This is a genomic window from Caballeronia sp. LjRoot34, assembly GCF_964253815.1.
GTDB lineage: Bacteria > Pseudomonadota > Gammaproteobacteria > Burkholderiales > Burkholderiaceae > Caballeronia.
In genome coordinates, this window is the sequence record NZ_CAXUSB020000001.1 from 1,913,215 (window position 1) to 1,937,046 (window position 23,832).

Sequence of the window (23,832 nt, forward strand, 5' to 3'; positions counted from 1 at the left end):
GTCACCCGCGCTTCGTGCGTCAGATCAGCGGCGCGCCGACACCGTCCATCGGAATGATCGCGCCCGATACGTAACTCGCCCGACGGCTCGCCAGGAACAGCGCAACGTCCGCGATCTCCTCGGGTTTCGCGTATCGCCCAAGCGGCACTTTCGCCTGGCTTAGCGCCAGCGCTTCATCTCGCGTGACACCCAGTCTCTGCGCTTCGAGCGCCAGCGCTTCCTCCACGCGTTCCGTCAACGTCGCGCCCGGATTGATCGCGTTGATGCGAATGCCCAGCTTCGCGTAATGATGCGCGAGACCGACGGTGGCCAGCATCAGCGCCGCATTCGCCGCACCGCCCGCGATGTGGATATCGCTCGCGATCTTCCCACCCATCCCGATGATGTTCACCACCGCGCCCGGCTCGGTCTTGGGGTTCGCTTTCAGCCGTTCGGCCATTTGCTTCAGCACGGCTTGCTGAGGGTAGATGCAGGGGAAATATTTCGCGTCCATCGCAGCTTTGTAACCGGCGGCGTCGAGGAGATCGGGATCGTAGCGTTTAGCGGCGCCCGCGCAATTCACGAGAATATCGATCGGGCCGAGCGCGCCCGTTGCTTCTTCCACGACGTCTTGCGCGCTGTGCGCTTCGTGAAGATCGGCACGCGCGAGATGCACGTGAAAACCCTCTTTCGCGAGTTCTTCGCGAGCGCGGGCGAGGTTCGCGGGATCGCGCGAAACAATCGCGACGCGCGCGCCTTCCGCTGCAAACGCCCGCGCGCACGCGAAGCCGATACCCTTGCTGCCGCCCGTGATGAGCACGATCTTGCCGGCGAGTCCCAAGTCCATGAGGTTCACTCCTTTCGAGGCTGATGATCGATTCGATGACGCATGGAATCGTTATCGAGACACGATAGCAGACGCTGGGAAATACGTGCAGGTCGGCCATTGCGCTGAACGCGCTGGCCGGGGGACGGCTCAGTAGCTGCCGTTGGCGAACTTCGCGATGGGGTCGTCGGTGGCAGCGGGGCGCGTGGGCGTGAGCGAATTCGTGGAGGCACGCATCACGTGGGCGGCGGGATCGGACGCGGGAATCCGGCCAACCGATGAGGGTTGTTGCTCTTGAATTGAGCGCACCTGCTGCGCCGCCAGCCGGGCGGTGGGCGGCGGCGGTTCGAAGGCATCGGCAGCGGCCGCGATAGGATCGGGCGCATTCGATGCCGCCGCGACCGCATTTGATTCAGCTTGCGACTCGCGTGGCGGCGAGATCGCGTTTGCTGCTTGCGATTGACGTTGTGCGGCGGACAGCGAGGACGGCGGCGGTTCGAACGGATCGGCGCTGGAGCGGGCCGTAGTGATGGCCGGTGAGACAGCACCCGCCGATTGCGCCTGCCGTTGCGCGGAGGACAACGCGGGCGGTGGTGGTTCGAACTGATCGGAGGAGGCGGTACTTCGGTAGGAGCTTGCCGTGGCCGTCATAGGCGGATCGCGCGGCGGTTCATACCGGTCGCCGGCCTGAGCGGCGACTTGTGTCGCTGGACGGCCTGACGCGCCATCCGCCGGGACGGGGCCAGGAGCAGGAACAGGGACCGGCGACGCCAGATACGTTGGTGCATCGAACGGAGCCGGCACGGCTTTCGGCGACGCGACGCGCCGGATGCCATCGAAACGCTTGGCCCAATACGGATTGGTGAGGTAATCGAGCCGCACGGTCCCGCCTGTCGACGGCGCGTTCACGAAGCGCAGCTTACCCACGTAGATGCCGACGTGCGAATGCGGCCGGCCCGTCGTGTTGAAGAAAATCAGGTCGCCCGGGGCAACTTCGTCGGGTTCAATCGATTCACCGCGTACGCTCATATCCGCCGTCGTGCGTGGCAGATTCACCGATGCCGCCCGATCCACCACATAGCGCACGAGCCCGCTGCAATCGAAACCTGCCTCCGGCGTATTGCCTCCCCATCGATACGGCACGCCCACGAGCGCCATCGCCTGAATGGAAATTTCCTCACGTCCGACGCTGTGATCGACGAAATTCGGGAAGCCGGAGGGTGTAGCGAAGGTGCGATTAGAAGCCGTTGCGTTCGATGCAGCCGGTGCACGCGACACCCGCGTCGGCGCGCTGGAGCACGCGGCAACGAGGAGGGTGAGGAGCAGCAGTGACCAGAGTCGACGCATTCGGCAAGGGCGAGCCGAGGTGAATACGAGCGCTCGCCGTGGTGACAGTCTCGCGATACTAGCCCGTCAGACGGGGCACGGGCAAGTTTTCTTGATAAGTCACTTGAGGTTTACGCTGTAAGTGTTGCTTCGACGGAACGTGTTTTTAGATCCAAACGCGTTGAAAAGACGCAAAAAAGCCCGGCAAGCGACGCTTGCCGGGCTTTCAAAACATGCTGAAAATTTAAAGAATCTCGGACGCGTAATCCGCCAGACGTGAGCGTTCGCCGCGCGCGAGCGTGACGTGGCCGCTATGTGTCCAGCCCTTGAAACGGTCGACCACGTACGTCAGGCCGGAACTGCCTTCCGTCAGATACGGCGTGTCGATCTGCGCGATGTTTCCCAGGCAAATGATCTTCGTGCCCGGACCGGCGCGCGTGACGAGCGTTTTCATCTGCTTGGGCGTTAAATTCTGCGCCTCGTCGATGATCACGTATTTGTCCACGAAGGTCCGGCCGCGCATGAAGTTCATGCTCTTCACCTTCAACCGTGACCGGATCAGTTCCTGCGTGGCGGCGCGACCCCATTCGCCGGCGGCGTCGTCGGTCTTTTGCAGGACTTCGAGGTTGTCGTCGAATGCGCCCATCCACGGCTGCATTTTTTCCTCTTCCGTACCCGGCAAGAAGCCGATGTCTTCGCCGACCGGAACCGTCGCACGCGTGACGATGATCTCGTTATAGCGCTTGTCGTCGAGCACTTGCGCGAGTCCGGCGGCCAGCGCCATCAAGGTCTTGCCGGTACCGGCCTGACCCAGCAGCGTGACGAAATCCACGTCCGGGTTCATCAACAGGTTCAACGCGAAATTCTGCTCGCGATTGCGCGACGTAATGCCCCACACATTGTTCTTGTGGTGGCTGTAATCGCGTAGCGTTTGCAGCAGCGCTGTCTTGCCGTTCAACTCGCGCACGATGCCGTAGAACGACGGTTCGCCGTTCTGCGGTTCGAAATAAACGAACTCGTTCACCAGCATGGACGCGCATTGCGGACCGGTCACACGGTAATACGTCGTGCCCGTCTTGGTGTCCTGCCAGCTTTCCATGCCCTTCGCGTGCTTCGTCCAGAAGTCGGACGGCAACGCGCGGACACCGGAATAGAGCAAATCCTTGTCTTCCAGCACCTGATCGTTGAAATAATCTTCAGCGGGCAGGCCGAGCGCGTGGGCCTTGATGCGCATGTTGATGTCTTTCGACACCAGCACGACCTGGCGATCGGTGCGCTCCTTTTGCAGCGCGCGAACCACGCCGAGAATCTGGTTGTCGGCCTTGCCGACCGGCAGGCCTTCGACCGGCTCAATGTCGGTCAGCGTGGTCTGGAAATACAGGCGGCCGGTCGCATCGCGATTGCCCAGCGCCGATAACGGCAACCCCGCCGACATCTCGCCGACGTGCGCCACCAATGCATCCAGCGTGCGGCTCACCTGACGCGCATTGCGCGCGACCTCCGACATGCCCTTCTTGTGATCATCGAGTTCCTCGAGCGTCATCATGGGTAGATAGACGTCGTGTTCCTCGAACCGGAACAGCGATGACGGATCGTGCATCAGCACGTTCGTGTCGAGCACGAACAGCTTGCCGATCTCGTTTTCCGGCTGACCACGCTGGCGGCGCTTTTGCTGGCCACGCGGTTGAGCTGCCGCAGCCACGGGCGCGGCCGGTGCTTCGGAGCGCGCCGGCGTGCGTTCACGTGCTTCGACCGGCGTACGTGCGACAGCGGGCTGCGTGGTTTCGATCTGTTCGGCCGGTGCAGCAGCGGGTTGCAGCAACGCCGCGGTTTGTTTCGTGCGGCGCGTGCGCGCGGCGGGCGCTGCATCGGAGGCTTCTACCGCCGAGCCTTTGGCCGCGTTCGCCAGCGTCTCGCTTGCTATGGCGCGCAACGTGTTGGCGGTATTCGCGGCAGCAGGACGCGAAGCGCCGACGCTCGCGCCAAAATCGGTTTCGGTTTCAACTAGATCGCCGTCGCTTGCCTGCTTTTTCGATGATCGGGCAGGCCGGGCTTTGGCTTTGTATTCTTCAGACGGCAGGAGGTTGCCGAGCTTGACGGGTGCGGTAGGCAAAGGCATGGTTTTCCTCGATAGGATTCGGATCGTATGTCGTGCGTCGCCTGTCGCATCCTGCGTGGGTCTTTCAGGCCTCAGGCTTTTAGCCAGAAGGCCGGACGTCGATGCAGTTTGCGCCCGGAGACGCGCTTCGGTTTCGAAAACGCCGGTTCGCCTAGATTTCGATCGGCTCCTTGGAAGTTGCGTCCTGAAGAAAACGGGGATGAAACGCACGGACGGCGCGGGACGCCCAAGGCGCACACGCTGCGGGTAAGGGAGCGTCCGCGAACAAAAAAGCCGCCGTCCCGGACGATGGGACCAGCGGCTCGACAGCGCCAGCTTCAAAGCGCCTTTCAACTTCCGCCACGCCCCAGGATTCAAGGCGTGGCGTGTAGCGGGACCCCGTGCCGGTCGCGGGGAAAACCGCGAAACACCGGACGCTACGCAAAGAGAAATGGAGGGAAGGGCAAGCGCTCATTGCGAATCAATATAACGTGCCTCAAAGCGCTTGTACAGCTTCCACAATCTGCTCAACGTGGCCTGGAACCTTTACGCCACGGAACTCCCGGCGAAGCACGCCGTTCGCGTCCAGCAGGAAGGTCGAACGCTCGATTCCGCGTACTTCCTTGCCATACATTTTCTTCATTTTGATGACGCCGAAGAGCGAGCAGATGACTTCGTCGGAGTCGGACACCAGCGTGTACGGCAGTTCCAGCTTCGCCTTGAAGTTGTCGTGCGATTTCACGCTGTCACGCGAGATGCCGATCACTTCAGCGCCTGCCTTCTTGAATTTCGCATAAAGATCACGGAACTGCAGGCTTTCCGTGGTGCAGCCGGGCGTATTGTCTTTCGGATAAAAAAACAGCACGACTTTCTTGCCTCGCAGACTAGACAGCGAAAAGTCGCCGCCGGTTGCGGGCGCGGTGAAATCGGGAACGGGTTGATCGACTGCGATCGGCACGAAGTTTCTCCAGTTTTTATCGGTAGACACGTGCCCGCGCGCCAGCTTCTGGTGAACGAACACGTTGGAACGGTAGTGCGGATCAGGGGAAAGCTTGATGCGTCGGGGCAAGGCGCGGTCTGGCTGGGTCTGATCCGGCTTGGCACCCGCTCGCCCGGTTCGGCAGAGCCGGATCAGCCGAACCGGCCGTCCGAGTTTGCAAAATAGCTCGCTCGGCCGAGCCCCAAGCACACGTCCGACGTGCACGTGCTTCAATCCGTCCGACGTGTATTAATCCGGCTGCAGTATCAACTCGCCTGCGCGACCTGGAATCTCGCCCCACGCGACAGGGTACGTGGGCAGTGTCGCGCGGTCCAGCGTCGCGTGATAGTCGCCCATCGTGCAGAAGCTATGACCTTGCGCGCTCCAGCCGGCCAGCAATTGTTCGAATACCGTGGCCAGCTTTTGTCCTTCCAGCTCTGCGTGGAGCGTATAGACCTGGTCGTGCGCCTGCTTCGACGTGAGACCTAGTAAATGCGCGGCGACATTGCTCACGTCAACGCCATCCACACCGAGGATTTCATCCAGCGTCGGCAGCGTAGTGGGCATCTGGACGTGGTTCAGTGTTCGGCCATCGAGCACCGGAATATAGGGCGTGTGGCCACGCCCATCGGACGCGTACTTCATGCCCCAAGCGTCGATCTGTTCGAACGCGTAGCCGTTCATCTGCCAGCCCGCCGCGCCGTGCGTAACGGGTCGCGTGCCGAAGATCTCGGCGAAACGTGCATGGCTGCGCTGCATCTGGCCGGCCGTCCACTCGCGATTGCCGGCACGGACATTGTCCTGCCAGTACACGTGATCCCACGTGTGGATGCCGCACTCGAAACCCGCTTCATGAATCGCGCGCATTTCGGCAACCGCACGGCGACCGATATCCGGCCCCGGCAGAAGCACCCCATACATCAGCGTCTTGATGCCGTAATGCTCGACCACCGACGTCCGCGACACCTTCTTGAGAAACCCGGGCCGAAACACGCGGCGCAATGCCCAGCCGGTGTGATCGGGTCCAAGGCTGAACAGGAATGTTGCGCGGGCGCGATATTTGTCGAGCAGGCGCGCCAGATTCGGCACGCCTTCGCGCGTGCCACGCAAGGTATCGGCGTCGATTTTCAGAACGATGCGAGCCACGCGCCGTCCTTAAGACTGATCTTCGACAAGGCGCCGCGCCGTGCCTACATCGCCGCGATAGGCTTCGAAAATCTTGCGCAACGCGTCGTCCATGGTCGCGACCGGTTTCCAGTCGAGTTCCTGGATCGTGTTGTCGATCTTCGGCACGCGGTTCTGCACGTCCTGATAACCCGCACCGTAGTAGTCTCCCGACGAGGTCTCCACAAGTTGCACCGACTTCGCGTTTTCGGTGTACTCGCTGATCTCGTTGGCGAGCTTCAGCATCTTGTGCGCGAGTTCGCGGACCGAGAAGTTGTTGCTCGGATTGCCGATGTTATAGATCTTGCCCGTCGCCACGCCATTCTTGTTCTCGATGATCTTCATCAACGCACCGATGCCGTCGTCAATATCCGTGAACGCACGCTTTTGCGCGCCGCCATCGACGAGGCTGATGTTTTCACCGCGCACGATGTGACCCAGGAATTGCGTGACCACGCGCGAGCTGCCTTCCTTCGGCGTGTAGATCGAGTCGAGGCCCGGGCCGATCCAGTTGAACGGGCGGAACAGCGTGAAGTTCAGGCCTTCCATGCCGTAACCCCAGATCACGCGGTCCATCAACTGCTTCGAGCACGCATAGATCCAGCGCGGCTTGTTGATCGGACCGTAGCTCAACAGAGATTCTTCGGGATCGAATTGCTCGTCGGTGCACATGCCGTACACCTCGGACGTGGACGGAAACACGAGATGCTTGCCGTATTTCACAGCCGAACGAACGATAGGCAGGTTCGCTTCGAAGTCGAGTTCGAACACGCGCAGCGGCTGCTTCACGTAGGTGGCCGGCGTCGCGATAGCAACCAGCGGCAGGATCACATCGCACTTCTTGATGTGATATTCGACCCACTCCTTGTTGATCGTGATGTCGCCTTCGAAGAAATGCATGCGCTCGTGATTGGCGAGGTCGCCGAGACGGTCGCGTTGCATGTCCATACCGAAGACTTCCCAGTCGGTCGTCTCGAGAATGCGCTTGGAGAGGTGGTGGCCAATGAAGCCGTTGACACCCAGGATCAGGACTTTTTTCATGAATGAGGAAGTGATTGAGTGAGTCGGCCGAATTCGGCGGGACTGACGACGCGTTCGCCGCCGGCTGGAGTCTGGCTTTCGTCCACGAATGGTTGCCGTAATTCACGGATGGCGACCACGCGGCCGTCGCCGCATACGCCAAACAGCGCATTATCCTTCACGTGCAGGCCAGGGGGCAAATTCGAAGCCTCACGCAGGGTCTCGGCGTTGATACCCGGCAGGCCGTTTTCGGGCACGAGACGAGCCCGCGCGACGATGAACCGCTGCTGGCCGATGTCCGTAAATGCCCCTGGATACGGCGGCGCGACGGCGCGAATCAGGTTGTAGACCTGCTGCGCCGTTTGCGACCAGTCGATGCGGCCATCCTCCGGCTTCCGGCCGCCGAAGTAACTGCCTTTCGTGAGGTCGTTCGGCAAATGCGGCGCTTCGCCCGCGATCAAGGCCGGCAAGACACGCCACAAGGTTTGTTCTGCGGCGACGGTGGTTTTGTCGAAGACTTGCGCGGCGGTGTCGTCGGGGAGAATGGGCACCGGCGTCTGGGCAAGGATCGCACCGGCGTCGGGTTTTGCGGCCATCTCGTGCAGCGTCGCGCCCGTTTCGGTTTCTCCGTTCAGCACAGCCCAATTGGTGGGCACGCGTCCACGATACTTCGGCAACAACGAACCGTGCATGTTGTACGCGCCGCGGGCGGCGAGCGCGAGCAGGCCGACTGGCAGCATGTGCCGGTAGTAGAACGAGAAAATGAAGTCCGGCGCGAGTTCGCTGATTGCGTCATGCAGTTCGCGCGACTTGGGATCGGCTGGTGTGATGACCGTGATGCCATGATCCGCCGCGACCGACTTCACGCTGCCGAACCAGATGTTTTCGTCCGGGTTGTCTTCGTGCGTGACGACCAGCGCGACCTCCACGCCACGGGCGAGCAGGACCTGCAGGCAGCGTACGCCGACGTTGTGATACGCGAATACGACCGCGAGAGGTTTCGCGCGTGGAGCGCTCGTAGCGTTCGTACCGGTAACCGCTGGGTTCATAGCGACCTCATAGAGGATCGACCTCGCGGCTGATTGCTGCTACCGCTTCCTGGCGTGGCATGGTTCGCGCAAGCTTGCCGTCGCGCTCTTCCAGGATGGTCTGCACCAGGTAACGCGGCCGTGCACGCACTTGCTGATAGATCCGGCCGATATATTCGCCGAGCAGCCCAAGTGCGAAGATGATCACGCCGAGCATGAAGAACGTGATGGCGAACAGCGTAAACACACCTTCGACTTCCGCGCCGAACATGAAGCGTCGAACCAACAGCAGCAGGAACAAGCCCGCGGACCCCACGGACAAGATCACGCCGATAAACGACAACCACTGCAGCGGCACGACCGAAAATCCGGTCACCAGGTCGAAATTGAGGCGGATCAGGCTGTAAAGCGAGTACTTGGATTCCCCAGCGAAGCGCTCTTCGTGCGCGACATCGATTTCGATCGGGTTCTGCGCGAAGGTATAGGCCAGCGCAGGAATGAAGGTATTGATTTCACCGCAGCGGTTGATGGTGTCAATGATGTGCCGGCTGTAACCGCGCAACATGCAACCCTGGTCGGTCATCCTGATGCGCGTGATGCGCTCGCGCAGCCGGTTCATGAGGCGCGACGCCTTCTTGCGCCAAAAGCTGTCCTGGCGTTGCTGGCGAATCGTGCCGACGTAGTCGTAACCCTCCCGCATCTTCTCGAGCAGCTTGGCAATTTCCTCGGGGGGGTTCTGCAAGTCGGCGTCGAGCGTGATGACGCTTTCCCCGCGTGATTGTTCGAAGCCCGCAAGAATGGCCATGTGCTGGCCATAGTTGCCGTTCAGCAGGATGACGCGGGTGGTGTCCGGCCGCGCGCGAAACTGCTGGGCAAGCAATCTCGCCGACTTGTCCCGGCTGCCGTCGTCGATGAAGATGACTTCATACGTTGCGCCGAGCGCGTCAAGCGCGGGATACAGGCGGGAGAAGAGGGCGGCGAGGCCTTCTTCTTCGTTGTACACCGGGATCACGACCGTTAATTCAGGGCCGGTCTGCAGAAAATCCGTTTGACTCATGTTGACGATGGTTCCGCTAGGTGTCCGTGATAAATGTGGTTCTTGTTTTGCTGTGCCATCCGCGTGGCGTGCGTGCCTGGGCTGCTTTAGGCATCTTATTCAAGTGCCTTTTTAGGTACCTTAAATGGCGTGCGCCGCACAGATTTCATTGACTGCACGCACGACGCGTGTCACGTCGTCCTGGGTCATCTGCGTGAAAAGCGGCAGCGTGACCGTTGATGCGCCATATTTTTCGGCGTGCGGGAACATGCCTTCGTGAAACCCGCGTCCGCGATACAGCGTGAACAGGTGCAGCGCCGGGTAATGCACGCCCGTGCCAATGCCGCGCTCCTTCATCAGGCCCATGAACGCCGAGCGCGTAAGCGACAGGCGCTCGAGCGGCAGGGCGATCTGGAACATGTGCCAGTTGCTGTCGGTGAAATTCGGCACCGGTAGCTGCACGCCCATTCGCACGGCCGCGCCGTTCGCGAAACTCTCAAAGTATGCGCGTGCCAGCTCGCGGCGTTGTTCCGTGAACCGCTCCACATGCTTGAGCTGGCCAAGGCCGACGCGGGCGGCGACATCGGTGAGATTGTATTTGCCGCCGAGGAGGTCGCAGTCCATACCGTCAAAGCCGGTGCGCGTGATGCCTTGCAGCCGGTACTTTTGTGCCAGCACGGCTTCTTCCTCATTATTCAGGACGAGCGCGCCACCTTCTATCGACGTGACGTTCTTGTTCGCGTGAAAGCTAAACGAAATAATATCGCCAAATGCGCCGATCTTCTGTCCGCGCCAGGACGATCCAAATGCCTGGGCCGCGTCTTCGATCACGCGCAGGCCATGCTCGCGCGCAATGCCGTACAGCCGGTCCATATCGACGGGAAGGCCCGACAGATATACCGGCAGGATTGCCTTGGTACGCGGCGTAATGGCTTTTTCGAGCAGGTCCAGGTCGATATTGCGCGTGATCGGGTCGATATCCGCGAACACCGGTGTAGCGCCTGTTTCAATGATCACATTGCTGGTCGAGACCCAGGTCATGGGTGTGGTGATGACTTCGTCGCCTTCGCCCACGCCAGCGATCCGCAAGCCAATCTCCATGGTCGCCGTGCCGGAATTGAACGTGCGTACCGGGCGGCCGCCGCAATAGGCGGACAGTTCGGCTTCGAACTGCTGGTTTTGCGGACCGGTCGTGATCCAGCCCGAACGCAGAACGTCGACGACGCCCTGAATCGTTTCTTCGTCGATCTCGGCGCGTACGAAAGGCAGAAAGGCAAGCGTATTAGAAGGCACGTTCTGGGTCATGGAAGCTCTGCGAAGGAAAGGAACGGTGAGATCTTTAGATCTTTGATACACAGTCTTTGAAACACAGTCTTTGATACGCAATGTCAGCCGGGGGTGGGCTGGATTCAGGTTCGCTCAGGCACATTTGGCTGCGCTTAACACCTCAACCGCGCGTCAGTACCACGACGCCGATCAGGATAATGCCGATGCCGACCAGCCGTTGCAATGACAGGATTTCGCCAAACAAATACCACGCCGCGAACGCGTTCACCACGTAGCCAAGCGAGAGCATGGGGTACGCAATGGAAACGTCGACCCGCGACAATCCCACGATCCATACGAAGACGCTGATCACGTAGCATGCCAGCCCGCCGATGATCGGCCATTGCGTCGCGATCTTGAAACCGATCGGCACGATGTTCGCCGGGGTGAATTCGAAATGGCCGACCGCGTTCACGCCCGCTTTGAGCAGCAACTGCGCACCGGCGTTCAGCATGACGCCGGTGATGATGCAAATGAAGGATATCGGGTTCATCGTGGGCCGTAATAGGGTTTTTTGCGGAGCGCGGCGAAGCGGTGAGACTTCGTGGCGTTGTCCGGCTTTTGTATCCGCGGGCGGCCGGTGCTCAGGTCAACACGCGGCGCCATTGTTTCAAGGCTGGGGTTTCTCGACAATCACCCTTCGGTCGTCCCGCGCAATTACCTGCATGGGCACGTGCTTCGCCAGCAACTCGTCGTACCGGCCGGGCGGCATCAGCGCGAGACCGTAGCGTTGCGCATCCCAACGCTGGATCCACTCGTCGATGGTCGGCACCCATTTCTGGGGTTCCGTCGTGACTCCGAACTTCAGTTCGTCGGGTTCCTGGACCATGATCATGGTGTGGCCGAGATAGAACGGCATGGTGTGATCGAGCTTGGCCACAGAGTAGAACGGCGTGTCGGCGGGCAATCGGGCCATGGCGACTTTCACCGCGGGCACCAACTGCACGCCCGAGCTTTCGCGGCCGAATACATCGTGGCCGGTGCCGGCAATCGTGCCTATCAGCAGCCACGCAGTTCCCAGTAGCACCACGCCACCGATCGAACTGCGCCGGTTCAGCCAGATGGCGGCCAGCGTGACCACGAAGGCCACGGCGAGCGCGGCGTACACCCAGACCTGAAATTCCCTGTACAGCGCATTCGGCGTGTGGCCACCGCCCATCCGACCCAAAAAGATCGCGCCGAAAGCCGCCACGACAAGAAAAACCGCGTACCCGGTCAGGTGCTTGTGCCATTGGGCGCGCGTGAGCAGCGGCAAGTAGATTGCGATCAGCAACGCAATGGAAGGCGCGATTGGCAGCGTGTACGACAGCAGTTTCGAATGCGATGCGCTGAAGAACAAAAAGATAAACGCCGACCAGACCAGGAGCAGAGTGACCGGTGCGAAGCCGTTCGGCTGGCGCGGTACCTTCAGCGCATGCCGGACGCTCTGGAACGACACCGAGAGCCAGGGCAGGAAGCCGACAATCAGCACCGGCACGAAGTAATAAAACGCACCCGGACGGTTCTGTTCGGGGGTCAGATATCGGGCGAACTGCTGCACGATGAAAAAGAAATTCAGGAATTCGGGGTTCTTGATCTGGACCAGAACGAACCACGGCGCGGCAATTATCAGGAACAGGATCAGCCCGCTGCCAATATAAAGCCGGCGCCACAACGCCCAGTCACGCGCGATCAACGTGTAGAGCACCAGCACCGCGCCCGGAAGAATCAGGCCGACCAGCCCCTTTGACAACAGCGCGAGCGCCATGCCGGCCCAGCAAAGCCACATCCAGAGGCGGACTTGGGGCGCGGGCAGGTTCGGACGTTGCGCCAGCAGCAAGCTGCAGAGCGTGAGTTGCATCCAGAACGACAGGCCCATGTCGAGCGTATCGAAATGGCCCATCAGGTTCCAATACGGCGAAGTCGCGAGCACGACGGCCGCGCAAAATCCCGTTACGCCGTTGAAGACCCGTGCGCCGGTATAGCCGATCAGCAGCACGCCGGCAAAGCCCGTCAACGCGGTATAAAGCCGCGCCTGCCATTCGCCTATACCAAACCATGCGAAAGTCAGCGCATTCGCCCAGGTTTGCAGCGGCGGTTTTTCGAAATACTTGTAGCCGTTGTAACGCGGCGTGATCCAGTCGCCGGTCACGAACATTTCGCGCGCCATTTCGGCGTAACGGCCTTCGTCGCTTGGGACGAGATGGCGCAGGCCCAGCGGCGCGAACCAGATCACGGCGAGTGCCGCGATCAGCAACAGAAGTGCGAGGCGGGTGAGCGGTAGCCGCGAAGGCGTATCGTTCATGAGAGTCGACCTGTCCGATGCCGCTTTCGCGGCGCTAGCAAAATCCATGGGGGCTCGAGTTTGGCGCATTGAGGCTTAAGGCCCGCTTAGCAGGCACATTGGGGGCAAGCTTCGCCGCGTATCCGGCACCTATTCGGCACCATTCGGCGCGCGGCCAACCCATGCAGGTTCCGCTGCTTCGACAACGCGCACAAGCCAGCCAAACGGCCAGTCCTTGTGCGCTTCGCCGTGCGGCGGGCGGGTGCGGGCCGGCGCGTCATCCATCGGTGCGCAGAAAACAGGCGTTCCCGATGCCGATAGCCGTATCGATTTCGGCGCCGGGCGGCAGTTTATCGCACCGGCGCGTGGAATCCGCGCTGAAGCGTTGCCGCGGCGTTCATGTGAGCTTCCACCGGTATGCCGAAGTTACGCTTCGATCAGCAGCGCAGCGGCGACCCGGCGGCCTTCCGACATGAGAATGTTGTAAGTACGGCATGCGGCGCCGAAATCCATTGTCTCCACGCCAATGCGTTGCTGGGAGAGCTTCGCGATCAGCCGAGGATGCGGAAAACGCAGGCGCGCACCGCTGCCGAACACGACGACTTCAGGCTCGATCGCGATGAGCGCGTCAAAATCTTCCGGCGTCAGCGCCTCGAACGAGGACACAGGCCATGCGATCACCGGCGTTTCCGGCATCACGATGATGCTGCCTTCATGGCGTTGCAGATTGATCGCGACGTAATCGGCGCCGTAACTCGTGATGGTATTGAGCGCGCCGCTGGCTTCCTGATGTAGTTTCAAATCGGTATTCCGACAGGCAAGTTGATGGCGAGAGGTGACTGCGCGAGAGTCCTGCGACAACTGGACAGCCTGGCGCGCAATGCAGCGTTCATCGGCTTGTGCGGGCACCTGAATGAAGCCGATGTGCACGTGTTTTGCCGGTGGCGCATTGCGAAAGTCACGGATAATCCGCTAAATTATAACTTTTCAGCCGTCAGCGGGTTGCGAGCCCGGGCGGCGCGATGCACAGCGTGCCGCCACAAGCTGCTTGCCGACACGCAATCGGGCGTTTTGCCTTGGCCTGATGGCCATAAGCTCACACGATTGCGCCTAAACCTGCCTCTATCCGACGCATTTTCGCTAGACTGCCTGTTCCGCGTCGCTACTTAGGGTTTCTGCGCGGTGTCCGGTCCGTTCAAGGTCTCGGTTTGACGTGTTTTCACGCGCAGCGCCTGAAGCGCCGGGCGAAAACACCGGCGTGGCCGGCGCTGCGCCGAGTCCGCGGCCCTGACTTGTCAACTTTATTTGCCGATTTTCCTGATCCAGAGCCTGACTTCCAGTAACCAGTGAGCTTTCCCGCCGTGAAACCGATTCTAAAATCCAATAAATTACAGAACGTCTGTTATGACATCCGCGGTCCCGTGCTCGAGCACGCGAAGCGGCTGGAGGACGAGGGCCACCGGATCATCAAGCTTAATATCGGCAACCTGGCCGCGTTCGGCTTCGATGCGCCGGACGAGATCATCCAGGACATGATCCGTAACCTGCCGACTTCGTCGGGTTATTCGGACTCGAAGGGTGTGTTCGCCGCGCGCAAGGCGATCATGCATTACACCCAGCAAAAGGGTGTGGCGGGCGTGGAACTGGACGACATCTACATTGGCAACGGCGCGTCCGAGCTGATCGTGATGGCCATGCAGGGTCTGCTCAACGACGGCGACGAAGTGCTGCTGCCCGCCCCGGACTACCCGCTGTGGACGGCTGCGGTGAGCTTGTCGTCGGGTACGCCGGTGCATTATCTCTGCGACGAATCCGCCGACTGGATGCCCGATCTCGACGACCTGCGCTCGAAGATCACGCCGAACACGAAGGCGCTCGTCATCATCAATCCGAACAACCCGACGGGCGCGCTGTATTCGGACGAACTGTTGCTGGAAATGATCGAACTGGCGCGCAAGCACGGCTTGATCATTTTTGCCGACGAGGTCTACGACAAGATCGTCTACGACGGCCGCAAGCATACGGCGGTCGGGGCGTTGTCGGAAGACGTGCTGACCGTTACATTCAATAGTTTGTCGAAGAGCTACCGGGCCTGCGGGTATCGCGCGGGCTGGATGTTCATCTCCGGACTGACGGGTGAAAACCGTCGCATTGCCCACGACTATATGGAAGGGCTCGGCATCCTGGCCTCCATGCGCCTGTGCGCGAACGTGCCGGGGCAGTACGCCATCCAGACGGCGCTGGGCGGTTACCAGAGCATCAACGACCTGATCGTGCCGGGCGGCCGGCTCTTCAAGCAACGGGAACTCGCGTACGACATGCTCACCGCCATTCCCGGCGTGAGTTGCGTCAAGCCGCAGGCGGCGCTGTACATGTTCCCGAAGCTCGACCCGAAGATGTATCCGATCGTCGATGACCAGCAGTTCATTACGGACCTGTTGCTCGAAGAACGCACGCTGCTGGTCCAGGGCACCGGCTTCAATTGGCCGGCGCCGGATCATTTCCGCGTAGTGTTCCTGCCGAACGTGGACGATCTCGCTGACTCCATCAACCGTATCGCGCGCTTTCTCGATGGTTATCGAAAGCGTCACTCTGTCTAAAACCTCTCTTATAAGACTCACGCTGCAATGGAACCGATCAAAGTTGGCCTGCTGGGCTTCGGCACCGTCGGCGGCGGCACCTTCACGGTGCTGCGCCGCAATCAGGAAGAAATCAAACGGCGCGCCGGACGGGGCATCGAAATTACGCGCATCGCGGTGCGCACGCCGTCGAAGGTGCAGGGCGCGGCGGGCATTGACGTCACGACCGACTTCAACGCCGTCGTCGACGATCCTTCCATCGACATCGTGGCCGAGATGATCGGCGGCACGGGCATCGCGCGCGAACTGGTGCTGCGCGCCATTGCCAACGGCAAGCATGTGGTGACGGCGAACAAGGCACTTCTGGCCGTGCACGGCAGCGAGATTTTCGAAGCGGCGAGCAAGAAGGGCGTGATGGTCGCGTTCGAAGCGGCGGTCGCGGGCGGTATCCCGATCATCAAGGCGCTGCGCGAAGGACTGACGGCCAACCGGATCCAGTACATCGCGGGCATCATCAACGGCACGACGAACTACATTCTCTCGGAGATGCGCGACCGTGGGCTCGACTTCGCGACCGCGCTGAAAGCGGCCCAGGAACTGGGTTATGCCGAAGCCGATCCGACCTTCGACATTGAAGGCGTGGACGCGGCGCACAAGGTCACGATCATGAGCGCGATCGCGTTCGGCGTGCCCGTGCAATTCGACCGGGCTTACGTGGAAGGGATCAGCAAGCTCGACGCCATCGATATCCGCTATGCCGAGGCGCTGGGCTATCGGATCAAGCTGCTGGGTATTGCGCGGCGCACGGAGAAGGGAATCGAGTTGCGCACGCACCCCACCCTGATTCCGGCAAAACGCTTGCTGGCGAACGTGGAAGGCGCGATGAACGCGGTGGTCGTGCACGGCGATGCAGTCGGCACCACGCTTTATTACGGCAAAGGTGCGGGTGCTGAGCCGACTGCGTCGGCGGTGGTCGCCGATCTCGTGGACGTCACGCGCCTGCATACGGCCGACCCGGAACATCGCGTGCCGCACCTGGCGTTCCAGCCGGACAGCCTCGCCAACACGCCGATCCTGCCGATCGAGGAAGTGACGAGCAGCTACTACCTGCGCCTGCGGGTGGCGGATGTCACCGGCGTGCTCGCCAACATCACGCGGATTCTCGCCGACAAGGTCATTTCCATCGACGCGTTGCTGCAGAAGGAATCCGAGCACGTCGACGGTGAGGACAAGGGCGAAACCGACATCATCCTGCTCACGCACGAAACGGTTGAACGGGAAATCAATGCGGCGATCACGCAGATCGAGGCGCTCTCCACCGTGGTTTCGAAAGTGACGAAGCTGCGCATGGAAGGATTGAACTAGGGCTTTGAAATGAACTATATCTCTACGCGCGGCGCCGGTTTCGGCGAGCGACATACTTTCTCCGACATCCTTCTCGGCGGTCTCGCCAAGGACGGCGGCCTGTATTTGCCCGCTGAATATCCGCGCGTCACGGCGGACGAACTGACCGCCTGGCGCACGCTTTCGTATGCGGATCTCGCCTACGAAATCCTGCGCAAGTTCAGCGACGACATTTCCGACGAAGATCTGCACTCGCTCACGCGCCGCACTTATACGGCGAGCACGTACAGCAATGTTCGCGATCACGAGAGCGCGTCGCAGATTACGCCGCTGAAAACGCTGGGCGAAGAGGGCGGCACGACGGTGTCACTGCTGGAATTGTCGAACGGTCCCACGCTCGCGTTCAAGGACATGGCCATGCAGTTGCTCGGCAACCTGTTCGAGTACACGCTGGCCAAGCAAGGGCAGACGCTGAACATTCTTGGCGCGACCTCGGGCGACACCGGCAGCGCGGCCGAATACGCCATGCGCGGCAAGCAGGGCGTGCGCGTTTTCATGTTGTCGCCGCATCAGAAGATGAGCGCGTTCCAGACGGCGCAGATGTTTTCGCTGCAAGACCCGAACATCTTCAACCTGGCGGTGATCGGCAACTTCGACAATTGCCAGGACATCGTCAAGGCGGTGTCGAACGATCACGCGTTCAAAGCGGCCAACAAGATCGGCACGGTCAATTCGATCAACTGGGCACGCGTGGTGGCGCAGGTTGTCTATTATTTCAAGGGCTACTTCGCCGCGACGAAGTCGAATGCGGAGCGGGTGTCGTTCACGGTGCCATCGGGTAATTTTGGCAACGTGTGCGCCGGGCATATTGCGCGGATGATGGGTTTGCCGATCGAGCAACTGGTCGTCGCCACGAATGAAAACGACGTGCTCGACGAATTTTTCCGCACCGGGATTTATCGCGTGCGCACGGCCGCCGAGACGTATCACACGACCAGTCCGAGCATGGATATCTCGAAAGCGTCGAATTTCGAGCGTTTCGTGTTCGATCTGCTCGGCCGCGATCCCGCGCGCGTGCTGCAATTGTTCCGCGATGTGGAAGAAAAGGGTGGATTCGACCTCGCGGCCAGCGGCGACTTTGCGCGCGTGAAGGAATTTGGTTTCGTGTCGGGACGCAGCAGCCATGCGGACCGGGTGGACACCATCCGCGACGCGTTCAAGCGTTACGGCACCATGATCGATACCCACACGGCCGACGGCCTGAAGGTTGCGCGCGAGCACTTGACGCCGGGCGTGCCGATGATCGTGCTGGAAACCGCCCAGCCGATCAAATTCGGCGAAACCATCCGCGAAGCGCTTGAGCGCGAGCCGGAGCGGCCGGCGGCGTTTATCGGTATCGAAGAGTTGCCACAAAAATTCGATATCGTGGCGGCCGAGGCGGGGCTGGTGAAGGCGTACATCGCGGAGCGCATCTAGGCTCGGGACGGGCGGCAGCGGCGGACTTGGGCAGATTCAGTCAGCCCGGAACGCCCGGCGCGGCGGCATTGGCTGGGTCATTGGAGCGCCACGCAGGGCACCATTTGCGGACCGCCGGAAGCGCGGTGCACGCGCCCGTGCATTGCAGCTTTCCGCTGCAATGCCGCAATTCGTCCCAAGAACTGCTAAAATTGCAGGTTTTTCGCCGTACACCATTCAAAAGGACGCGCTGTGCTGTCTACTGCCAACATCACCATGCAATTTGGGCCGAAGCCCCTCTTCGAGAACATTTCGGTCAAGTTCGGGGAAGGAAATCGCTACGGCCTGATCGGGGCGAACGGTTGCGGCAAATCCACGTTCATGAAAATTCTGGGCAGCGACCTGGAACCGAGCTCCGGCACTGTGATGCTCGAACCGAACGTGCGTCTCGGTAAGTTGCGTCAGGATCAGTTCGCGTATGAAGACATGCGCGTGATCGACGTCGTGATGATGGGCCACACGGAAATGTGGAACGCGATGTCCGAGCGCGATGCCATTTACGCGAATCCCGATGCTACCGACGACGACTACATGCACGCCGCCGAGCTCGAAGCGAAGTTCGCCGAATACGACGGCTACACGGCCGAAGCGCGCGCCGGCGAACTGTTGCTGGGCATTGGCATTGCGATCGAGGACCATACCGGCCCCATGAGCAACGTCGCCCCGGGCTGGAAGCTGCGCGTGCTGCTCGCACAGGCGCTGTTTTCGAAGCCGGACGTGTTGCTGCTCGACGAGCCGACCAACAACCTGGACATCACCTCCATTCGCTGGCTCGAGGACATACTGAACCAGTACAACTCGACCATGGTGATCATTTCGCACGATCGACACTTCCTGAACCAGGTCTGCACACACATGGCGGACATGGATTACGGCACGTTGAAGGTGTACCCGGGTAACTACGACGACTACATGCTGGCGTCGGCTCAGGCGCGCGAACGTCAGGCGAACGCGAACCAGAAGGCGAAGGACAAAGTGGCCGATCTGCAGGACTTCGTGCGCCGGTTCTCGGCCAACAAGTCGAAGGCACGCCAGGCGACCAGCCGTGCAAAGCAGATCGAGAAGATCAAGATCGAGGAATTCAAGCCGTCGTCGCGGCAGAATCCGTTTATTCGCTTCGACTTCGAGAAAAAGCTGCACAACATCGCGGTGGTGGCGACCAACATCACCAAGAAATACGATCGCACCATCTTCAATCACTTCAGCCTGAGTGTTCAGCCGGGTGAGCGGATTGCGATCATCGGCGAGAACGGCGCGGGTAAAACCACGTTGCTGCGAGCGTTGAAGGGCGCAATCGAACTGGATGGCGGTACGGTCAAGTGGGCTGAAAACGCTCTGGTCGGTTATATGCCGCAGGACACGTACGAAGAGTTTCCGAAGGACGAGACGCTGACTGACTGGGTTGACCAGTATCGTCAGGACGGGGACGACGACCAGATGGTCCGTGGGACGTTGGGCCGCTTGCTGTTCAACGCCGACGACATCAAGAAATCGGTCAAGGTGCTGTCGGGTGGTGAGAAAGGCCGCATGATCTGGGGCAAGCTGATGCTTGGGCGCCCGAACGTGCTGTTGATGGACGAACCGACCAACCACATGGACATGGAGTCAATCGAGTCCTTGCAGATCGCGTTGGAGAAATATGAAGGCACGCTGATCTTCGTTTCGCATGACCGCGAGTTTGTCAACGGGCTGGCGAATCGGATTATCGAGGTGAAGAATGACGGCACGCTGCGTGACTTCGGCGGTACGTACGAGGAATTCCTGACGAGCCAGGGTATTCAGTAACGCGCATGTAACGCGGCACTCCGCAAACAGAAACAAGCAGAAACAAGCAACAACGCAAACGGCCCCTTCTTACGAAGCGGGCCGTTTCCTTTTCTGGAACGGAGCACGGTCGGAAAACTGAAATACAGCACAGTCGAACTTGCTTGATAAAACGCAAGGCGTGTTTGTCTAACCTCCTGCAAGCTAAAAACTTTGACTCTGGAGATGCTCCTTCGATGACCCCTCTTACCCCCCTGACCATTCGCGGCCGCACGTTGCTTCCTATTGTGCAGGGAGGCATGGGCGTGGGTGTGTCCGCGCACCGGCTGGCCGGCGCCGTCGCCCGGGAGGGTGCAATGGGGACAATCTCGAGCATCGACTTGCGGCATCACCATCCCGACCTGCTTGAGATGTGCAAACAGAATCCGGATCAGGCGACGCTGGAAGCCGCCAACCAGACGGCGTTGCGGCGCGAGATCATCGCAGCGAAGGCCCTCAGCGAGGGCCGCGGCATGATTGCCGTGAATGTCATGCGGGCGGTTTCCTCCTACGCGGCAGCGGTACAGACGGCGTGCGAGAGCGGCGCCGACGCTATCGTCATGGGAGCCGGGCTGCCGCTGGATCTGCCGGACCTGACGCAAGGCGTTGATATCGCGCTGATCCCGATCCTGTCGGATAGCCGTGGCATCGCGCTGGTACTGAAGAAGTGGCTCAAGAAGAATCGTTTGCCCGATGCCATCGTGATCGAGCATCCGGGGCATGCCGGTGGCCATCTCGGCGTGGCCAGCGTGGCGGACATTCCGAGCGAACGTTTCGACTTTGCCCGCGTGATCGAGGAAACGATGCTGACCTTCGATACCCTCGGCATTGGCCGTACTCAGATTCCCCTGATTGTGGCGGGTGGCATCGACGGGCATGCGGCGGTGCGTCGCTGGCAGGCCGCAGGCGCGTCCGGTGTTCAACTCGGCACGGCGTTCGCAGTGACCGAAGAGGGTGACGCGCATCCCGAATTCAAGCGGATTCTTGCTGACGCAACGCCGGAAGACATCGTCGAATTCGTGAGTGTGACCGGCCTGCCGGCGCGCGCGGTGAAAACACCTTGGCTCGATCGTTATCTGCGCAATGAGCAACGCATTCGCGACAAGATCGGCTCGCGCGAGCAAAAGTGTCCTACGGGCCTCAATTGCCTGGTGGCGTGTGGTTTGCGCGACGGTATCGAGAAGTTCGGGCACTTTTGTATCGATACCCGTCTGGCCGCGGCCCTGCGTGGAGATCGCGCGAATGGGCTGTTCTTCCGGGGGCGCGAGGCGCTGCCGTTCGGATCGGCGATTCGCAGCGTGCGTGAATTGCTCGACTTGCTGGTCGCCGATATCCGGCCCACGGCGGCGGCGTGAACGGCGCGGGTTCTGCAAAACCGGGCTGAAGTTCGGGTTATGAGTTGACTGCGAGTCCGAGTCAGCTAAGCCATTAGCCTGCCGCGAGGAGCCATGAACCAGCCTCAAGTGCGCCGCAAACCGGTCGCAAGTCAGGCGCTGCCTGATGCAGAAGAAATGTTGTTTCCGGAGTTTCTCCCCGGAGTCAAAAACTGACCGCGCGCGAACGGGCATGCTCCGGTCGCTCGTCATGCCCCACTCAGCCGCCGATCAAACCTTGTCGCGGGTAAAGCGCATGGCGGTGCCTTCGCGGGTAATGCGCTCCCAGATCGCGCGCTTTTCGGCGTCGCTGAGAAAGACCCAGTTGGAGACTTCTCCGGCCATGCGGCCACAGCCTTTGCAGACGTCGTCGAAGAGGGTCGAGCAGACGCCGATGCACGGGCTGTCGGGCAAATCATGAAGGTTCGATGCCATAAAACGCCTGTAGTCGGGCGCGGCATGCAGTGAAAACTGCAGCGCCCGCGCAAAAGATCCAAGTTTAACGCGCGATGCTGTATCCGATCCGCGCGATCCAGTGTTGCCGCTGGTTGTAATCGAGGATGTCCTCGCCGTAGCCGTTGAAATAACCCACCCACAGGTAGCCACCCCACGCGCTGTTGATCAGTTTGGCGAGCGGATAGGTGAATTGGGCGTCAACGCTGCCGTATCCGTGTTTTGTGCCCTTGCGCAGTGTCGTGGCGAGTTGCCAGCTATCGGGACTGCCGTACTTCACGAGCAGGTCGACGTAACCGCGATAGTCCTGAATGTCCTCGTTGCCGCTCTTCGTGATGTAGTAATAGATTTTCGGCGATATGGTCAGGTGGTTCGAGTTGATATCGCCGAAATCCCAGCTCGGACGCACGAAAGCGATGTTGATCCCGCGCGAATCCGCGCCGCTCTTGCCGTTCGATTCATGTCCAATACCAGCCGTGACTCCCATGCGCGAAAACAACGCGCTTTTCCAACCCGTGTTCTCCAGGTAGTAGAACAGTTGCGGCTCGTAACTCGTGTCGCGGAACGGCGCCGATTCAGCCGACAGGTCCCAGATCGACGTTTGCGTGTAGGCGAAATACAGGTTGTCGAGGAAGCCGCGCGAGCGCGGATCGTCCGGCATGATCAGTCGATACTTGAAGCTGAACTGGAATTTGGCGAGGTTATCGCCGTTCTGGCCGTCGGCGAAATACATCGGTTCGAAGGTCGATAACCGGCCGCTGAACATGCGGTCACTGGTGGTCGTCGGCACGGCCGATGTGTTCGCGGCGGCCTCTGCGCTCACCAGTTGCTGCGGTGTCGTCGCCTTCGTCTCAGCGGTCTCCGCCGCCACCACTTGCGTTTGCGACTTGCCGCGGTTCAGCGTGATCAGCATGGGTGACGAATCGAAGCCTACGGGATCGACCTTCATCACGCCGCGTGCCGCGTCGGGCCAGGGGGCGGCGTAGCGAACTTTTCGATATTGGCCGGGGCGCAGCGTCAGTTTGTCGGGGACGTTGGGTTCGCGCTGCAGCGCCAGCGGCTGTGGCGGCAGGTCGCCATTGGTCAGCGTGACGTTGAGCGCTTTGGGCACATCGATGGTGAGCGGCTGCTTGTCGTCGTCGCTACAAAGCAGTGTCAGTTCGAGCGGTTGTTCTGCGGCGGCTTCGCGCACCGGCTGGAGCACGGAAACCGTGGCGCGGGCGGCGCTGGTCCAGCCGAGGCTGATAGCGCACGCGAGCATGGCCAGGCGGTAAGCCATCGTGACATCGCGTTGCCGGAAGGGCGTGAGGGAGCGGGTGGAAAACGGCAAAGAGCCTCGGGCCATGAAACGATCGTCCTTGTTGCGTTGGGTAGCGTCCGTGTGAGGCAGCGGGAACGCGTGTCCCGTGTCGCCCCGGTTGCGTCATGCGCCAGCGCTTGTTTAGCGACTAACTGAGCGACTGATATCCGGCCCGCCCACCGGCGACATTCGCGAAACGCGTAATTGTAAGCGTGCGGAAGGATCACCTCGAAAAGACGGGCCGAACGGGCAGCAACAGCAAAAAACGATCCCGACCCACATTGATTCACTCATTTCTTGTTGAACGAACCGGCAGGAGCGGCATGTTCGCTTGCTCGTATCGACGTCTGTCTGGTGCGTTGGAATACGCATTACCTGCCTCCCGACGCATGCGTCAGGCGCTCGGAACGGGAAAGTTTG

Annotated in this window: 19 protein-coding genes; 5 read left to right on the forward strand and 14 right to left on the reverse strand. The window is 60.7% G+C overall.

Going from position 1 to position 23,832, the window contains the following annotated elements; genetic code table 11:
- Window positions 1–19: 19 nt before the first annotated feature.
- The 12 genes from ACSQ36_RS08660 to ACSQ36_RS08715 all read right to left on the reverse strand — a co-directional run bounded on the left by ACSQ36_RS08660 (window position 20) and on the right by ACSQ36_RS08715 (window position 13,846).
- Window positions 20–826, reverse strand: coding sequence for an SDR family NAD(P)-dependent oxidoreductase (locus ACSQ36_RS08660; protein ID WP_436181613.1), 807 nt, complete (start codon window positions 824–826; stop codon window positions 20–22).
- Between the two features lie 129 nt (window positions 827–955).
- On the reverse strand, window positions 956–2,152 hold the full coding sequence (locus ACSQ36_RS08665) for an NlpC/P60 family protein (protein WP_436181614.1): 1,197 nt from the start codon (window positions 2,150–2,152) through the stop codon (window positions 956–958).
- A gap of 223 nt (window positions 2,153–2,375) precedes the next feature.
- On the reverse strand, window positions 2,376–4,250 hold the full coding sequence (locus ACSQ36_RS08670) for a PhoH family protein (RefSeq protein ID WP_436181615.1): 1,875 nt from the start codon (window positions 4,248–4,250) through the stop codon (window positions 2,376–2,378).
- Between the two features lie 475 nt (window positions 4,251–4,725).
- Complete coding sequence (locus ACSQ36_RS08675; protein ID WP_213764004.1) at window positions 4,726–5,187, reverse strand: peroxiredoxin; 462 nt, start codon at window positions 5,185–5,187, stop codon at window positions 4,726–4,728.
- Window positions 5,188–5,457: 270 nt separating this feature from the next.
- Window positions 5,458–6,354 carry a polysaccharide deacetylase family protein gene (locus tag ACSQ36_RS08680; RefSeq protein WP_436181616.1) on the reverse strand — a complete coding sequence of 299 codons (897 nt, stop codon included), beginning with the start codon at window positions 6,352–6,354 and terminating at the stop codon, window positions 5,458–5,460.
- 9 nt (window positions 6,355–6,363) lie between these two features.
- Window positions 6,364–7,413 carry a bifunctional UDP-4-keto-pentose/UDP-xylose synthase gene (locus tag ACSQ36_RS08685; protein ID WP_436181617.1) on the reverse strand — a complete coding sequence of 350 codons (1,050 nt, stop codon included), beginning with the start codon at window positions 7,411–7,413 and terminating at the stop codon, window positions 6,364–6,366.
- Window positions 7,410–8,441, reverse strand: coding sequence for a formyltransferase (locus ACSQ36_RS08690; protein ID WP_436181618.1), 1,032 nt, complete (start codon window positions 8,439–8,441; stop codon window positions 7,410–7,412). Before ACSQ36_RS08690 ends, ACSQ36_RS08685 begins: the two co-directional genes overlap by 4 nt.
- 7 nt (window positions 8,442–8,448) lie before the next feature.
- The gene (locus ACSQ36_RS08695; protein ID WP_213764000.1) at window positions 8,449–9,477 is read right to left on the reverse strand and encodes a glycosyltransferase; all 1,029 of its coding nucleotides are present in this window, start codon (window positions 9,475–9,477) and stop codon (window positions 8,449–8,451) included.
- Window positions 9,478–9,597: 120 nt separating this feature from the next.
- On the reverse strand, window positions 9,598–10,761 hold the full coding sequence (locus ACSQ36_RS08700) for a DegT/DnrJ/EryC1/StrS family aminotransferase (RefSeq protein ID WP_436181619.1): 1,164 nt from the start codon (window positions 10,759–10,761) through the stop codon (window positions 9,598–9,600).
- Window positions 10,762–10,903: 142 nt separating this feature from the next.
- On the reverse strand, window positions 10,904–11,275 hold the full coding sequence (locus ACSQ36_RS08705; protein ID WP_089159042.1) for an SMR family transporter: 372 nt from the start codon (window positions 11,273–11,275) through the stop codon (window positions 10,904–10,906).
- A 117-nt stretch (window positions 11,276–11,392) separates the two neighbouring features.
- A complete protein-coding gene (locus ACSQ36_RS08710) occupies window positions 11,393–13,066 on the reverse strand; it encodes a glycosyltransferase family 39 protein (RefSeq protein ID WP_436181620.1) in 1,674 nt (557 codons plus the stop codon).
- A gap of 405 nt (window positions 13,067–13,471) precedes the next feature.
- Complete coding sequence (locus ACSQ36_RS08715) at window positions 13,472–13,846, reverse strand: Mth938-like domain-containing protein (RefSeq protein WP_436183131.1); 375 nt, start codon at window positions 13,844–13,846, stop codon at window positions 13,472–13,474.
- A 560-nt stretch (window positions 13,847–14,406) separates the two neighbouring features.
- On the opposite strand from ACSQ36_RS08715, the gene ACSQ36_RS08720 reads away from it, so the two are divergent.
- The 5 genes from ACSQ36_RS08720 (at window position 14,407) to ACSQ36_RS08740 (ending at window position 21,641) form a co-directional block, all read left to right on the forward strand.
- On the forward strand, window positions 14,407–15,645 hold the full coding sequence (locus ACSQ36_RS08720; protein ID WP_436181621.1) for a pyridoxal phosphate-dependent aminotransferase: 1,239 nt from the start codon (window positions 14,407–14,409) through the stop codon (window positions 15,643–15,645).
- Between the two features lie 27 nt (window positions 15,646–15,672).
- Entirely contained in the window at window positions 15,673–16,989 is a 1,317-nt protein-coding gene (locus ACSQ36_RS08725; protein ID WP_436181622.1) for a homoserine dehydrogenase, read from the forward strand.
- Between the two features lie 9 nt (window positions 16,990–16,998).
- Window positions 16,999–18,444: a threonine synthase gene (gene thrC / locus ACSQ36_RS08730; protein WP_436181623.1), complete on the forward strand. Its 1,446-nt coding sequence runs from the start codon at window positions 16,999–17,001 to the stop codon at window positions 18,442–18,444.
- A 231-nt stretch (window positions 18,445–18,675) separates the two neighbouring features.
- Window positions 18,676–20,268 (forward strand): ABC-F family ATPase, encoded by a 1,593-nt coding sequence (locus tag ACSQ36_RS08735; protein ID WP_213763994.1) that lies wholly within the window; start codon window positions 18,676–18,678, stop codon window positions 20,266–20,268.
- Window positions 20,269–20,483: 215 nt separating this feature from the next.
- Entirely contained in the window at window positions 20,484–21,641 is a 1,158-nt protein-coding gene (locus ACSQ36_RS08740; protein WP_436181624.1) for an NAD(P)H-dependent flavin oxidoreductase, read from the forward strand.
- A 249-nt stretch (window positions 21,642–21,890) separates the two neighbouring features.
- On the opposite strand, the gene ACSQ36_RS08745 is transcribed toward ACSQ36_RS08740, so the two are convergent.
- Window positions 21,891–22,094 carry a DUF1289 domain-containing protein gene (locus ACSQ36_RS08745; protein ID WP_089159551.1) on the reverse strand — a complete coding sequence of 68 codons (204 nt, stop codon included), beginning with the start codon at window positions 22,092–22,094 and terminating at the stop codon, window positions 21,891–21,893.
- 64 nt (window positions 22,095–22,158) lie between these two features.
- Window positions 22,159–23,391, reverse strand: coding sequence for a phospholipase A (locus ACSQ36_RS08750; RefSeq protein ID WP_436183132.1), 1,233 nt, complete (start codon window positions 23,389–23,391; stop codon window positions 22,159–22,161).
- Between the last annotated feature and the right edge of the window lie 441 nt (window positions 23,392–23,832).

Excerpts from the sequence above, each read along its gene's own strand:
- ACSQ36_RS08705 (WP_089159042.1), bottom strand. The coding sequence starts at position 11,275 with ATGAACCCGATATCCTTCATTTGCATCATCACCGGCGTCATGCTGAAC.
- ACSQ36_RS08690 (WP_436181618.1), bottom strand. The coding sequence starts at position 8,441 with ATGAACCCAGCGGTTACCGGTACGAACGCTACGAGCGCTCCACGCGCG.
- ACSQ36_RS08660 (WP_436181613.1), bottom strand. The coding sequence starts at position 826 with ATGGACTTGGGACTCGCCGGCAAGATCGTGCTCATCACGGGCGGCAGC.
- ACSQ36_RS08725 (WP_436181622.1), top strand. The coding sequence starts at position 15,673 with ATGGAACCGATCAAAGTTGGCCTGCTGGGCTTCGGCACCGTCGGCGGC.
- ACSQ36_RS08740 (WP_436181624.1), top strand. The coding sequence starts at position 20,484 with ATGACCCCTCTTACCCCCCTGACCATTCGCGGCCGCACGTTGCTTCCT.
- ACSQ36_RS08670 (WP_436181615.1), bottom strand. The coding sequence starts at position 4,250 with ATGCCTTTGCCTACCGCACCCGTCAAGCTCGGCAACCTCCTGCCGTCT.
- ACSQ36_RS08750 (WP_436183132.1), bottom strand. The coding sequence starts at position 23,391 with ATGGCTTACCGCCTGGCCATGCTCGCGTGCGCTATCAGCCTCGGCTGG.
- thrC (WP_436181623.1), top strand. The coding sequence starts at position 16,999 with ATGAACTATATCTCTACGCGCGGCGCCGGTTTCGGCGAGCGACATACT.
- ACSQ36_RS08685 (WP_436181617.1), bottom strand. The coding sequence starts at position 7,413 with ATGAAAAAAGTCCTGATCCTGGGTGTCAACGGCTTCATTGGCCACCAC.
- ACSQ36_RS08695 (WP_213764000.1), bottom strand. The coding sequence starts at position 9,477 with ATGAGTCAAACGGATTTTCTGCAGACCGGCCCTGAATTAACGGTCGTG.
- ACSQ36_RS08665 (WP_436181614.1), bottom strand. The coding sequence starts at position 2,152 with ATGCGTCGACTCTGGTCACTGCTGCTCCTCACCCTCCTCGTTGCCGCG.
- ACSQ36_RS08700 (WP_436181619.1), bottom strand. The coding sequence starts at position 10,761 with ATGACCCAGAACGTGCCTTCTAATACGCTTGCCTTTCTGCCTTTCGTA.
- ACSQ36_RS08710 (WP_436181620.1), bottom strand. The coding sequence starts at position 13,066 with ATGAACGATACGCCTTCGCGGCTACCGCTCACCCGCCTCGCACTTCTG.
- ACSQ36_RS08745 (WP_089159551.1), bottom strand. The coding sequence starts at position 22,094 with ATGGCATCGAACCTTCATGATTTGCCCGACAGCCCGTGCATCGGCGTC.